Source organism: Mesorhizobium sp. 113-3-9 (assembly GCF_016756515.1).
Taxonomy (GTDB): Bacteria; Pseudomonadota; Alphaproteobacteria; order Rhizobiales; family Rhizobiaceae; genus Mesorhizobium.
Window position 1 is genome coordinate 1 of sequence record NZ_AP023246.1, and the last position, 13,503, is coordinate 13,503.

Consider the following 13,503-nt stretch of genomic DNA (forward strand, 5'->3'; position numbering starts at 1 on the left):
AACAGGTACAAAAACAAGGAACTCGATCATGCAGAGCGGCATCGAAAGGGAGCTTACGGGCGACCTCCCATTTCCTGGAACTTTGATCGGAGCAAACGAGATGGCGGTCTCCAGCGATGCGGAACAGAAGTTCGACCGGGTCAAGACCCAGTTGAAGGCGCGCCTGGGGGCTGAAGTCTATTCGAGCTGGTTCGGCCGGATGAAGGTCGCGGAGGCATCCAAGGGCATTGTCCGCATCTCGGTGCCCACCGCGTTCCTGCGCTCGTGGATCAACGGCCACTATCTCGACCTCATCTCCGAGCTGTGGAAGCAGGAGGATGCCGATCTCCTCAAGATCGAGATCGTGGTGCGCACGGCCACCCGCCAGGGACGCAGCCATGCGGAACCGGAATTGGCCCCGGCACGCAAGATGACACGGCAGACGCAAACGGCATTGGCCGCCGGCACCGTGAGCCCCGGCAGGGTGGAACGCCCCCCGGTGCCGCGTCCGGGCGCCGCGACAGAGAGCGAGTTCCGCCACAATGTGCTGGGATCCCCGCTTGACCCGCGCTACACGTTCGGTTCCTTCATCGAAGGCCCGTCGAACCGGGTGGCTTTCGCCGCCGCCAAGGCCGTGGCGGAATCGCAGTCGAGCGCAGTGCGCTTCAATCCGCTTTTCCTGCACGCGACTGTCGGGCTCGGCAAGACCCATCTGCTGCAGGCCATCGCGGCGGAATCGCTGAAGCAGAATCCCAAGTCGCGCGTCGTCTATCTCACCGCCGAATATTTCATGTGGCGCTTCGCCACGGCGATCCGCGACAACAATGCGCTGACGCTCAAGGAACAGCTGCGCGACATCGACCTGTTGATCATCGACGACATGCAGTTCCTGCAGGGCAAGTCGATCCAGCATGAATTCTGCCATTTGATCAACATGCTGCTCGACAGCGCCAAGCAAGTCGTTGTCGCCGCCGACCGGCCGCCGTCGGAGCTGGAATCGCTCGAGCCGCGAGTCCGCTCGCGCCTCAATGGCGGCGTCGCGCTCGAAATGTCGGCGCCTGACTTCGCCATGCGCCTCGGCATGCTCAAGCTGCGCCTGGCCACGGCCCGGGTTGACGACGCGTCGCTCGACATTTCAGACGAAATCCTCAATCACGTCGCCCGCACCGTGACCGGCAGCGGACGCGAACTGGAAGGCGCGTTCAATCAACTGCTGTTCCGCCAGTCGTTCGAGCCGCAGATCACCATCGACCGCATCGACGAGATCCTCGGCCATATCTATCGCACCGGCGAGCCGAAGCGGGTTCGCATCGAGGACATCCAGCGCATCGTGGCGCGCCACTACAATGTCTCGAAGACGGAGTTGCTATCCAACCGGCGCACGCGCACCATCGTCAAGCCGCGGCAGGTCGCCATGTACCTGTCGAAGGTGATGACGCCGCGCTCGCTGCCCGAAATCGGACGGCGCTTTGGCGGCCGTGACCACACCACGGTGCTGCACGCCGTGCGCAAGATCGAGGACCTGTCCGGCAACGACAACACGCTAGCGCAGGAACTCGAGCTGCTGCGGCGGCTGATCAACGACCAGGCCTGAACGGACCGGGACAGGCAAGCCAGAATCGCGCCGGAATTCAATGGCTTGCCTGCTCCGTGGTCGCGATGAAATTGGCTCGCGGCGCTGGCTGGCGGCGATCCGGATTCCGGATTCAGCACCCTGCCCGGCGGTCTCCGCGGCCTTTATCCCCAGAAAGCCCGCGCAGCCGGCGGGAACCGGCGGCGCGGGCTTGCGTTTGCTGGCTTTTTCCTGTCAGTTTACGCAGATTCTGAGCCTGTTCAGACCTTTCGCGGGGCGCCGCCAGCCGGAGACCCGCTCATCCTTTCAAGCGAGCCTGTTTCGTCATGCGTGTTATCCTGGAACGGTCAAATCTCCTGAAGTCGCTCAACCACGTCCATCGCGTGGTCGAACGGCGCAACACGATACCGATCCTGTCCAATGTGCTGCTCAGCGCCGAGGGCGCCAGCCTCGAAATGAAGGCGACCGACCTCGATCTGGAGGTGACGGAAGCGACGCCCGCCAAGGTCGAGCGCGGCGGCGCGACGACGGTTCCGGCGCACCTGCTCTACGACATCGTGCGCAAACTCTCGGACGGCGCCGAGGTGATGCTGAAGACGGATGAAGACGGCAACGCCATGACGGTGACGTCGGGCCGATCGAGCTTCCGCCTGCAATGCCTGCCGCAATCCGATTTCCCCGAGCTCTCCGCCGGATCCTTCTCGCATATCTTCCGGCTCGACTCGGTTGCCCTGAAGGGGCTGATCGAGAAGACGCAATTCGCCATTTCCACCGAGGAAACGCGCTATTATCTCAACGGCATCTACCTGCACACGCATGAGGTCGGCGGCAAGCTGAAGCTGCGCTCGGTGGCGACCGACGGCCACCGTCTGGCGCGCGCCGAAATCGATGCGCCGGCGGGCTCCGAGGGCATGCCGGGCATCATCATTCCGCGCAAGACGGTGAGCGAGCTGCAGAAGCTGGTCGACGACCCGGATGTCGCCGTGACGACCGAACTGTCCGACACCAAGATCCGCTTCACCATCGGCAGCGTGGTCCTGACCTCGAAGCTGATCGACGGCACCTTCCCCGATTATCAGCGGGTCATTCCGACCGGCAATGACAAGAAGCTGATCCTCGACCGCCAGAGTTTTGCCGCCGCGGTCGACCGCGTCTCGACCATCTCCTCCGAACGCGGCCGCGCGGTGAAGCTTTCGATCAGCGAAGGCCAGGTGACGCTTGCGGTCAACAACCCGGATTCAGGCAGTGCCACCGAGGAACTGGCCGCCGACTATTCGTCCGACCCGATCGAGATCGGCTTCAACGCCAAATATCTGCTCGATGTCGCCGCGCAGCTGACCGGCACGGAAGCCAAATTCATGCTGGCCGATGCCGGTTCGCCGACACTGATCCACGACATGGCCGACGAGACCGCGCTTTACGTGCTGATGCCGATGCGGGTATAGCCGGCGCTTCATCATCGATCCGGTTCTGCGGCGGGACCCGCAGCGACAACAATGGCGACTTCTACAGGCGGATAGCGGTTGCCGGCACAAACCCATATAAGTAAGCTTACACTTACCAATTTTCGCAACTATGCGGCGCTGGCGATCGATCTCGCCCCTGGGCCCGTGGTCTTTTCCGGCGACAACGGCGCCGGCAAGACCAACCTCCTCGAAGCGATTTCCTTTTTAACGCCCGGACGCGGCCTGCGCCGTGCGCCCTATGCCGATGTCGCACGCGAGGGCGGCGATGGCGGCTTTGCGCTGCACGCCCGTCTCGACGGGCCTGACGGTCAGGTCGAGATCGGCACGGGCATTTCCGGCGGTGAGGGCGAAGGCGGCAGGCGGGTTCGCATCAACGGCGCGACCGCGAGATCGGCCGAAGACATGCTGGAATGGCTGCGGGTGGTGTGGCTGACGCCGGCCATGGACGCGCTGTTCACCGGACCGGCCGCGGATCGCCGACGCTTTCTTGACCGGCTGGTGCTGGCAATCGATCCCGGCCATGGGCAGCGGGCGCTCGACTACGAAAAGGCGATGCGCGGCCGTAACCGATTGCTGACGGATGGGTCCCGGGACGATCGCTGGTTCGAAGCGATCGAGATACAGATGGCCGAAACCGGCGTCGCCATTGCGGCGGCGCGCGCCGAACTGGTGCGCCTGCTCGCCGCCATGATCGACAGGCTGCCCGACACCGGACCGTTCCCGCAGGCCGACATCAGCCTCTCCGGCGATCTGGAAGCCGAAGTTTCCGCCGCGCCGGCAGTCGATGTCGAGGAGCGGTTCCGACGGGCGCTCGCCGACGGCCGCGATCGTGACCGCGCCGCCGGACGAACGCTCGAAGGGCCGCACCGTTCCGATCTCCTGGTCAGACACAGGCCCAAGGCGATGCCGGCCGAACTCTGTTCCACCGGCGAGCAGAAGGCACTGTTGGTCGGCATCGTCTTGTCACATGCCCGGCTGACCGGCGAGATGTCGGGCCTGACGCCGATCCTGCTGCTCGACGAGATCGCCGCTCATCTCGACGGTGGGCGGCGGGCGGCGCTGTTTTCCATCCTCGAGGAGTTGAACTGCCAGGCCTTCATGACGGGAACCGATGCCGCGCTGTTTTCCAGCCTGCAAGGTCGCGCGCAATTCCTGACCGTCGACCACGGCACGGTTGGGCCAACCGAAGGCTCCTGACAAGGTTTTTCAGCCGCTATATGGTCCTGACATGACCACCGCGCTCACCTCCGACGAAATCGAACGCTATGCCCGCCACATCGTGCTGCCCGAGGTCGGCGGCCCGGGCCAGCAGAGGCTCAAGCAAGCACGGGTCCTGGTGATCGGCGCCGGCGGGCTGGGCGCGCCGGTGCTCGAATATCTTGCGGCCGCCGGCGTCGGCACGCTCGGCATCATCGACGACGACACCGTGTCGCTGTCCAATCTGCAACGCCAGGTCATCCATGGCACCGATACGGTCGGCATGCTGAAAACCGAGAGCGCAAAGGCGGCGATCGCCCGCATCAATCCCAACACCGCGGTCGAGACCCACACGGTGCGGCTGAGTACGGAGAACGCCCCTGCACTTGTCGCCCGCTATGACATCGTCGTCGACGGTTCCGACAATTTCGAGACCCGTTATACGGTGGCCGATGCTTGCGCGGGCGCGCGCAAACCGCTGGTGCATGCCGCTGTCGGTCGCTTCGACGGCTCGGTGACGGTGCTGAAGCCCTTCGAGAACGGCAAGGATGGCAAGCCGAACCCGGGCTATCGCGATCTCTTTCCGGAAGCTCCACCGCCGGGCCTCGTGCCGTCCTGCGCCGAGGCCGGGGTGCTTGGCGCGCTGACCGGCGTCGTCGGAACGCTGCAGGCGATGGAGGCGATCAAGCTGATAACCGGTATCGGCGAGCCGCTGGTCGGCAGGCTGTTGCTCTACGATGCGCTCGCGGCACGCTTCGAAACGATCCGCTACGCCAGGCGCTGACCTTGACGCAAACGATGCCGCTTTCCATCGACCGCATTTCGATCGGCTTCAACCGCTGGGACGAGGTGCTTGCCCTGATCATGCGTGCCTTCGCCTTCATGGACGGCGTTATCGACCCGCCGTCCTCCGCTCATCTGCTCACCGTAGACACACTGCGCGACAAGGCCGGGCGGGAGACCGGTTTGGTGGCCTTCGACGGCGCCAGGATCGTCGGCTGCGTCTTTGCTCTTGAAAGGGCAGATGATTTCTACGTCGGCAAGCTCGCCGTCGACCCGGACTGCCAGGGGCAAGGCATTGGCCGGCGGCTGATGCGGGCGGTCGAACTGCTCGCGCTCGACCACGGCAAGGTGGCACTGGAGTTGCAGACACGGATAGAACTCACTGCCAACCATGCCGCCTTTGCCCGCCTCGGCTTCCACGAGACCGAACGGACGGCGCATGACGGCTACACCAGGCCGACCTCGATCACCATGCGCAAGGATCTTTCGTAAGTTTTGGCTTTCGCTTGAATACGGCGAGCCGGTCAGGTCCTGAGCGGCAGCACGCGGTCCGGCGGGCGGTGGCCATCGACGAATGCCCGGATATTGATGATGACCTTCTCGCCCATGTCGATGCGGCCTTCGAGCGTCGCCGAGCCCATATGCGGGAGAAGCACGACCTTGTTCCTGGCGGCGAGCTTGAGCAGCTTGGCATTGAGCGCCGGCTCGTGCTCGTAGACGTCGAGGCCGGCGCCGGCGATCTTGCCGTCCTGGATCAGCTTGACCAGCGCTTCCTCGTCGATGATGTCGCCGCGCGCGGTGTTCACGACATAGGCCGTGGGCTGCAGCAGAGCCAGGCGCCGTGCCGACAGAAGATGGAAAGTCGCCGGCGTCGACGGACAATTGACCGAGATGATGTCCATGCGGGCCAGCATCTGGTCGAGGCTTTCCCAATAGGTCGCCTCAAGCCCGTCCTCGACAGCCGGCAGGACACGATGGCGGTTGTGGTAGTGGATGGAGAGGCCGAAGGCCTTGGCGCGCCGAGCGACGGCCGTGCCGATACGCCCCATGCCGACAATACCGAGGCGCTTGCCCCAGATACGCCGGCCAAGCATCCAGGTCGGCGACCAGCCCGCCCATTTCTTGTCGCCGGTGAGCACATTGGCGCCTTCCGCGAGCCGTCGCGGCACCGCCAGCATCAGCGCCATGGTCATGTCGGCGGTGTCTTCGGTGAGCACATTCGGCGTGTTGGTGACGGTGATGCCCTTCTTGGCCGCCGCCGCCACGTCGATCTTGTCGACGCCGTTGCCGAAATTGGCGATGAGCTTGAGGTTGTCGCCGGCCTGGGCGATCAGCGCCGCGTCAATCTGGTCGGTCACCGTCGGCACCAGCACGTCGGCCTCCTTGACGGCGGCAACCAGTTCCGGCTGCGTCATCGGCCTGTCCTCGACATTCAGCCTCGCGTCGAACAGCTCGCGCATGCGGGTCTCGACCGGGTCGGGGAGCTTTCGCGTGATGACCACGAGAGGCTTCTTTTTGCCTGGCATTGTTTCCCTCGTTGAGACCTCTTTAACCAAGACCGGCGAAACTGAAAGCCGGTCGCGGTAGCCGATTTACCCATGTAACAAGCGGTGCCGCCGAAGACAAAGAAAAAGGGGCGCCGAGGTCACCGGGCCAGCGCCGAAAGGAACGAAAGTGTCTGGTTTCGCGTCGCTTCGCCTGACCCTCAGCGCAGCATTTCTCGGCGCTCTCCTCTATTCCCCGCTCGCCGCGGCGCAGAGCGCGGCCGCACCCGCCCAGAGCGCCGTCACGCTCGGGCCTAGCGGCCTGCCATTGCCGCGATTCGTCAGCCTGAAATCCGGACGCGTCAACTCGCGCGTCGGCCCCGGCGCCAATTATTCGGTCGACTGGATGTATATGAAGGCAGGGCTGCCGATGGAGATCATCCAGGAGTTCGATACGTGGCGCCGCGTGCGCGATGCCGACGGTTCGGAAGGCTGGATCAACCAGTCGCTGCTGTCAGGCCGGCGTACCGCGATCATCGCGCCCTGGCAGCGCGGCAAGGGCGCCCAGATCAATCTTCTGCGCAGCCCCGACAAGGATGCCAGCGTGGTGGCGATCGTCGAGCCGGGCGTCATGGGCACGATCAAGTCCTGCGACGGCCAATGGTGCGAAATGACGCTCGACGGCCATACTGGCTGGCTCGCCCAGGCGGCGGTCTGGGGCGCCTATCCCGGCGAGCGGGTCAAGGACTGAGGTCGTTCCGTTGCCGATACGGCCGAGATGGGTATCCTGAAAACCGGTTGACAGTTTCAGGCCATGGCCCGATGCGCGGTCGACGGCGAAGTGGGCGATCCAGACGGCCGCCACGACAGCCGATTCGGCCGGATTGTCAGATTGTTCCGGTCTTGCCGGTCATTCCTGGCGCTTGGGGCGCAATCTCACCACGATATCGACATTGGCGATTTCCATGCCCTCGGGCGGGTCCGGCAGGTTGGTGACCGTCACCGGGCCGCTGGCGATGTCGAAAATCCGGTTCTCGCCTTCGACGTAGAAATGGTGGTGGTCCGAGGTGTTGGTGTCGAAATAGGTCTTGGCGCCCTCGACGGCCAGGATGCGCAGCAGTCCCGCCTGGGTGAATTGGTGGAGCGCGTTGTAGACCGTGGCCAGCGACACCGGCACACCGGCGGCCAGCGCCTCCTCGTGCAATTCCTCGGCCGACAAATGGCGGTCGCCCTTGGCAAAAAGCAGGTCGGCCAGCGCAATACGCTGGCGCGTCGGCCTCAGGCCGGCTTCACGCACCCGCTTGTCCACAGCGACATTTTCCTTCCGGCAGCCCCGGTCCATCTGGTCTTCCAAGCTTGCAGTCCCGCTTCAAGACACGCCCAGAATGGCAAAAAAATGAACGTCTGCCGAAACCGGACCCCTGTTGACATATATTCTGTCGTCCGAATGCGATCAATAGCGCGCATTGACCCGGGCAGACTGGCGGGTTAAGCGCAAACGCCGGTTTCCGGCCTGAAACAGATTGTGTTAGGACACCAACGACAAGGGCGCGCTACCGCCCGGACGATATGGGGACGAGATTGATGGCGGGTAAATCCAGCTACGACTACGAAGAATTGCTGGCCTGCGCCCGCGGCGAACTGTTCGGAGAGGGCAATGCCCAGCTGCCCTACCCGCCCATGCTGATGTTCAACCGCATCACCGAAATCAGCGAGACGGGCGGCGCCTTCGACAAGGGCTTCATCCGCGCCGAGTTCGACATCAAGCCGGACCTGTGGTTCTTTGCCTGCCATTTCATCGGCAATCCGATCATGCCAGGATGCCTCGGCCTCGACGCCTTGTGGCAGTTGACCGGCTTCTATCTCGGCTGGCTCGGCGAACCGGGCAAGGGAATGGCGCTGTCGACCGGAGAGGTCAAGTTCAAGGGCATGGTCACCCCATCGGTCAAAAAGGTCGAGTATGGCGTGGATTTCAAGCGCGTGATGCGTGGCCGACTGGTGCTCGGCATCGCCGATGGCTGGATGAAGGCGGATGGCGAGCCCATATATGCGGCTACCGACCTGAAGGTCGGTCTGTCCAAGCAGTCGGCGGTCGCTTGACCGCAGTCCTGGCCGACCAACTGGCCAGCATCCCTGGAAGGAGTTGCGAATGAGACGTGTCGTAGTCACAGGCCTCGGCATCGTGTCGTCGATCGGCAATAATGCCAACGAGGTGCAGACCTCGCTGCATGACGCCAGATCCGGCATCAGCTTTTCCGATTCCTTCGCCGAACATGGCTTTCGCTGCCAGGTCTGGGGCGCACCTACACTCGACCCGTCCGCCATGATCGATCGTCGCGCGATGCGCTTCCTGTCACAGGGCGCGGCCTGGAACCACGTCGCCATGGATCAGGCGATCGCGGATGCCGCCTTGAGCGAAAGCGACGTCACCAACGAGCGCACCGGCATCGTCATGGGCTCGGGCGGCCCCTCCACCCGCACCATTGTCGAGGCGGCCGAAACCACGCTCAAGAACGGCAGCCCCAAGCGCATCGGTCCGTTCGCGGTGCCAAAGGCGATGTCGTCGACCGCATCGGCGACGCTGGCCACATGGTTCAAGATCCACGGCGTCAACTATTCGATCTCATCGGCCTGCTCGACCTCGGCGCATTGCATCGGCAATGGCTACGAACTGATCCAGTGGGGCAAGCAGGATATCGTCTTTGCCGGCGGCCACGAGGATCTCGACTGGACGATGTCGGACCTGTTCGACGCCATGGGCGCCATGTCGTCGAAGTTCAACGACAGGGCATCGGCCGCTTCCCGCGCGTATGACGTCAATCGCGACGGCTTCGTCATCGCCGGCGGCGCCGGCGTGCTGGTGCTGGAAGAGCTGGAACATGCCAAGGCGCGCGGCGCCAAGATCTATGCCGAGATCGTCGGCTACGGCGCGACCTCGGACGGCCACGACATGGTCGCGCCTTCCGGCGAAGGCGCGGTCCGCTGCATGCGCCAGGCGCTGGCGACGGTTTCCACGCCGATCGATTACATCAACACCCACGGCACCTCGACGCCGGTGGGTGATTCCAAGGAAATGGGCGCCATCCGCGAGGTGTTCGGCGAGAAGATGCCGTTCATCACCTCGACGAAATCGCTGACCGGCCATTCGCTGGGCGCGGCCGGCGTGCAGGAATCCATCTATTCGATCCTGATGATGCAAGGCGGCTTTATCGGCGAGAGCGCCCATATCGAAACGCTCGACCCTGAATTCGAGGGCATGCCGATTGTGCGAAAGCGCATCGACAACGCCAAGATCGACACCGTCCTGTCAAATTCCTTCGGTTTCGGCGGCACCAACGCGACGCTCGTTTTCCAGCGCTATTCCGCATAAGGCCAGCGTTTTTCTAAAAGGATTGCCTGACATGGACGGACTGATGAAGGGCAAGCGCGGGCTTGTCATGGGTGTCGCCAACGACCATTCGATCGCCTGGGGCATCGCCCAGAAATTGTCCGAGCATGGGGCGGAGCTCGCCTTCACCTACCAGGGCGAGGCCTTCGGCCGCCGGGTCAAGCCGCTCGCCGACAGGCTGGGCGCGTCGCTGGTCGTTCCCTGCGATGTCGAGGACAGCGCTTCGGTCACCGCCACGTTCGAGACGCTTGGCAATGCCTGGGGTGGGCTGGATTTCGTCGTCCATGCCATCGGCTTTTCCGACAAGAACGAGTTGAAGGGCCTTTACGCCGACACCAGCCGCGACAACTTCGTCCGCACCATGGTGATCTCCTGCTACTCCTTCACCGAAGTCGCCCGCAATGCCGCGCCCCTGATGACGCAGGGCGGCTCGATGATCACGCTGACCTATGCCGGTTCGGTCCGCGTCATGCCGAACTACAATGTCATGGGCGTCGCCAAGGCCGGCCTCGAGGCCAGCGTGCGTTACCTCGCCAATGACTATGGCCCGCGCGGCATCCGGGTGAACGGCATCTCGGCGGGACCGGTGCGCACGCTGGCCGGCGCCGGCATTTCGGACGCCCGCCACATGTTCTCCTACCAGCAACGCAACTCGCCGCTGCGCCGTACCGTCACCATCGACGAGGTCGGCGGCTCGGCGCTTTATTTGCTGTCCGACCTGGCTTCCGGCGTCACCGGCGAAATCCACTATGTCGATTCCGGCTATCACATCGTCTCGATGCCGACGCTCGATGAGTTGAAGCAGACGGATGGCTAACGAGCCCTGAAACGGGTCAAGGCGACACGTTTCGGGCAATATGGATGGAGCCGTTTCGCGCAAATGGTCCTTTTTCCAGTAAAGAAATAATCCTCTCCAGTAAAATTGGATGCATTCGCGGAAACTCATTTTAAGAGGATTTCCGCTATAGAGGCCCGCAATCTGGGGACCTTTGAATGCCTGCCGTCAGCAACCCGAAGCGAACACCGGTGTTCCGACTGCTCACGATAGCAAGTTCGGGGATTGGCAGTTTCGTCCTCGGCATCTGGGGTCTGAAGCACGGTCTCGGCGCCGAGTTTGCCGGCATATCGGTGGACATGATGGTCGCGATCATGGCTGCGCTTTGCGCACTCGCGGCATCGGTTGCGGCAATGTCCTTCTTCGCCGGCGTCGATGAATCGGCGGATTTCGTTTTCAACGAAACCCATTTCGACAAGCTGACGGGACTTCTGGCGCGACCGGCGATGGTCGGCAAGATCGCCGAGGCGGCATGCGTGACAAGCCGGACCGGTGAACCGGTGTTCCTGATCGACATCGACATCGACCGGTTCAAGCAGATCAACGACGCGATTGGCTATAGCCAGGGCGACGAGCTGATCCGCGCCTTCACCAAGCGGCTGCAAGACAGCGTGCCCGCACGCGCCCTGATCGGGCGCATCGGTGCCGGGGAGTTCGCGGTATTGCTGCCGGATCACCAGATCCCAGGGACGATGGAGGGCATGATCGAGCGGCTCATCGACGAGATGATGGAGCCCTATGAACTCAGCAGCCATCAGCAATCGGTGAGCCTGTCCGTGGGCATCGTGGCGATGCCCAAGGATGGCGTCGATCCGGTCCTTATCCTGCGCCGGTCCAACCTGGCGCTGCAGCATGCGCGCGCCAGCGGCGTTGGCAACTGGTCGGTGTTCGACAGCGAGATGGGACGAGTCGCCGATTATCGCCAATGGGTGGAATCCGAGCTGCACACGGCTTTCGAACGTGGCGATTTCGACCTCCATTATCAGCCGCAGCTCGACCTGCCGAGCGGCCGCATCGTCGGCTATGAAGCGTTGATCCGCTGGAACCATCCTGAGCGAGGCATGATCCCGCCCATGGAGTTCATCCAGATCGCCGAGGAAACCGGAATGATCAACCCGATCGGCGAATGGGTCCTGCGCAAAGCCTGCAACGACGCCCGGCATTTGCCAGACGACTGTTTCGTCGCCGTCAACATTTCGCCGGTCCAGTTCATGACCAAGGATTTCGTCGGCATCGTGCGCGACACGATGCGGGCCACCGGCATAAAGCCGTCGCGGCTGGAGCTGGAAGTCACAGAGACGGCGATGATGCAGGATCGCGATCGCGCTGCCGCAATCCTGAAAGAGCTTGCCGAAATGGGCATCTCCGTTGCCGTCGATGATTTCGGCACCGGCTATTCGAACCTCAGCTATCTCATCGATTTCTCGTTCGGCAAGCTGAAGATCGACCGCTCCTTCGTCAGCCGCATCGATACCGATTCCAGCTCCGGCGCCGTCGTCTCGACCATTGTCGGACTTTCGCGCGCGCTTGGCGTCAGCATCATTGCTGAAGGCGTCGAGACCGAGAGCCAGGCCACGCTGCTGCGGGCAGCCGGCTGCGAGGTGGTGCAAGGTTATCTGTTCGGCCGGCCGGCGCCGCTCAAGATCAGCCTTGGTGGCGGGCAAGCCACGGAAGAAGTCCGACGCGTCGCCAATCTGCACTGACAGCGATACGCATCGTTTCAGCGACGCGCGACAAACACCTTGAACATGCCGTCGCGGGCAAGCTCCGCATGGCTGGCGAAGGCAGCCGACAGCACGGGCTCGTAGGGAAGCTGGCGGTTGGCGACCATGATCAGCCTGCCGCCTGGCTTCAACGCCTTGGCTGCCGCGCGGATCATGCCGGCACCGATCTCCGGCTCCGCCGCACGGCTGCGATGAAAGGGCGGGTTCATGGCGATGACGTCATAGCGGCGCTCGACAGGCTCGGCGAGCAGATCCGTCCAGAAGAAGCCTTGCGCCACGGTGCCGCCGAGGTTTCCCTTGGCAGCCTCCAAGGCATCGAAATCCGCCTCGTAGAGATCGAGCCCCGACAAGCCCGGCGAACGGGCAGCCATCTCGGCCGCCACATAGCCCCAGCCGGCGCAGAAATCAGCCGCATTGCCACGCAGATCGCCGGGCAAATTGTCGACCAGCAGTTTCGAACCCGCATCGACGCGATCGAAGGAAAACATGCCGGGTGCGGTGCGGAACCGGTCTTCGACCAGCAAGGCGGGGTTGGCGGCACGAAATGCCGCGGCAGCCCGCATATCCGCCGGACGGCGCAGCCAGAAAGCAATGCCGTGATATTTCGGCATATGCCCGTCGAGCGGCAAAAGCTCGTCGACGCGCTTGCGCAGGCTGGCAATGCCGTCATCCTTGCCGCCGGCAATGACGACCAGTCCGCCCGGCGCCACGCGCTCGAGAGCCTCGGCGATACGCAGTTCATTCTGGCCGCGATGGCGGCCGGCGAGCACCAGGGCGGCATCAAAACCGTCGCCCTCGGCTTTCGGCGTGACCGTGAAACCCGCCGCCTGCAACGCGCGGAAATGCGGCCGGAAGCCCTGTACGAGATGCAGCGAGGCCTCGAAGCCCGGTGGTGAGCGCAGGCCGGGCTCGGCGCCGAGGAAGAGGATGCGCTCGCCCTTTCCCGGCATGGCAAGAGCCTCGGCCTCGAACGGATGGAAAAGCGTCTTCAGCGCTTCAGCGGACATTCCCTCTACCTTCCAAACGAAAACGGGCGCGACATCAGCCGCGCCCGTTTCGATTTCCGTGTCAGAC

At 63.5% G+C, this 13,503-nt stretch carries 13 protein-coding genes and 1 pseudogene; 10 read left to right on the plus strand and 4 right to left on the minus strand.

Going from position 1 to position 13,503, the window contains the following annotated elements; genetic code table 11:
* Positions 1-28: 28 nt before the first annotated feature.
* From dnaA to MesoLj_RS00025, 5 genes are all read left to right on the plus strand, one after another.
* On the plus strand, positions 29-1,573 hold the full coding sequence (dnaA, locus tag MesoLj_RS00005) for a chromosomal replication initiator protein DnaA (protein WP_140775480.1): 1,545 nt from the start codon (positions 29-31) through the stop codon (positions 1,571-1,573).
* Between the two features lie 305 nt (positions 1,574-1,878).
* Complete coding sequence (gene dnaN, locus MesoLj_RS00010) at positions 1,879-2,997, plus strand: DNA polymerase III subunit beta (RefSeq protein WP_010913340.1); 1,119 nt, start codon at positions 1,879-1,881, stop codon at positions 2,995-2,997.
* A 78-nt stretch (positions 2,998-3,075) separates the two neighbouring features.
* The gene (recF, locus tag MesoLj_RS00015) at positions 3,076-4,215 is read left to right on the plus strand and encodes a DNA replication/repair protein RecF (RefSeq protein ID WP_202324665.1); all 1,140 of its coding nucleotides are present in this window, start codon (positions 3,076-3,078) and stop codon (positions 4,213-4,215) included.
* Positions 4,216-4,246: 31 nt separating this feature from the next.
* Positions 4,247-4,999 carry a molybdopterin-synthase adenylyltransferase MoeB gene (locus tag MesoLj_RS00020; RefSeq protein WP_202324666.1) on the plus strand — a complete coding sequence of 251 codons (753 nt, stop codon included), beginning with the start codon at positions 4,247-4,249 and terminating at the stop codon, positions 4,997-4,999.
* Positions 5,000-5,013: 14 nt separating this feature from the next.
* Positions 5,014-5,490, plus strand: a complete 477-nt coding sequence (locus tag MesoLj_RS00025; RefSeq protein ID WP_140775483.1) for a GNAT family N-acetyltransferase — start codon at positions 5,014-5,016, stop codon at positions 5,488-5,490.
* Positions 5,491-5,522: 32 nt separating this feature from the next.
* On the opposite strand, the gene MesoLj_RS00030 is transcribed toward MesoLj_RS00025, so the two are convergent.
* A complete protein-coding gene (locus MesoLj_RS00030; RefSeq protein ID WP_140775484.1) occupies positions 5,523-6,524 on the minus strand; it encodes a 2-hydroxyacid dehydrogenase in 1,002 nt (333 codons plus the stop codon).
* A 148-nt stretch (positions 6,525-6,672) separates the two neighbouring features.
* Here MesoLj_RS00030 and MesoLj_RS00035 point away from each other — a divergent pair, with 148 nt between their 5' ends.
* Entirely contained in the window at positions 6,673-7,233 is a 561-nt protein-coding gene (locus MesoLj_RS00035; RefSeq protein WP_140775485.1) for an SH3 domain-containing protein, read from the plus strand.
* Here MesoLj_RS00035 and MesoLj_RS00040 read toward each other — a convergent pair.
* Together MesoLj_RS00040 and irrA are read right to left on the minus strand one after the other, a co-directional pair.
* Positions 7,206-7,347, minus strand: a pseudogene (locus tag MesoLj_RS00040) (DUF4260 family protein); the annotation flags it as partial. The gene MesoLj_RS00035 and the pseudogene MesoLj_RS00040 overlap by 28 nt on opposite strands.
* Positions 7,348-7,392: 45 nt before the next feature.
* Positions 7,393-7,824 carry an iron response transcriptional regulator IrrA gene (gene irrA / locus MesoLj_RS00045; protein WP_140775644.1) on the minus strand — a complete coding sequence of 144 codons (432 nt, stop codon included), beginning with the start codon at positions 7,822-7,824 and terminating at the stop codon, positions 7,393-7,395.
* Between the two features lie 242 nt (positions 7,825-8,066).
* Here irrA and fabA point away from each other — a divergent pair, with 242 nt between their 5' ends.
* The 4 genes from fabA to MesoLj_RS00065 all read left to right on the plus strand — a co-directional run bounded on the left by fabA (position 8,067) and on the right by MesoLj_RS00065 (position 12,408).
* Positions 8,067-8,582, plus strand: coding sequence for a 3-hydroxyacyl-[acyl-carrier-protein] dehydratase FabA (fabA, locus tag MesoLj_RS00050; protein WP_202324667.1), 516 nt, complete (start codon positions 8,067-8,069; stop codon positions 8,580-8,582).
* A gap of 49 nt (positions 8,583-8,631) precedes the next feature.
* Positions 8,632-9,852: a beta-ketoacyl-ACP synthase I gene (fabB, locus tag MesoLj_RS00055; protein ID WP_140775486.1), complete on the plus strand. Its 1,221-nt coding sequence runs from the start codon at positions 8,632-8,634 to the stop codon at positions 9,850-9,852.
* 31 nt (positions 9,853-9,883) lie between these two features.
* Entirely contained in the window at positions 9,884-10,687 is an 804-nt protein-coding gene (gene fabI, locus MesoLj_RS00060) for an enoyl-ACP reductase FabI (RefSeq protein ID WP_056569944.1), read from the plus strand.
* Between the two features lie 176 nt (positions 10,688-10,863).
* Entirely contained in the window at positions 10,864-12,408 is a 1,545-nt protein-coding gene (locus MesoLj_RS00065) for a putative bifunctional diguanylate cyclase/phosphodiesterase (RefSeq protein ID WP_202324668.1), read from the plus strand.
* A 17-nt stretch (positions 12,409-12,425) separates the two neighbouring features.
* Here the strand turns inward: MesoLj_RS00065 and MesoLj_RS00070 are convergent, their stop codons facing one another.
* Positions 12,426-13,436, minus strand: a complete 1,011-nt coding sequence (locus MesoLj_RS00070) for a class I SAM-dependent methyltransferase (protein WP_202324669.1) — start codon at positions 13,434-13,436, stop codon at positions 12,426-12,428.
* Between the last annotated feature and the right edge of the window lie 67 nt (positions 13,437-13,503).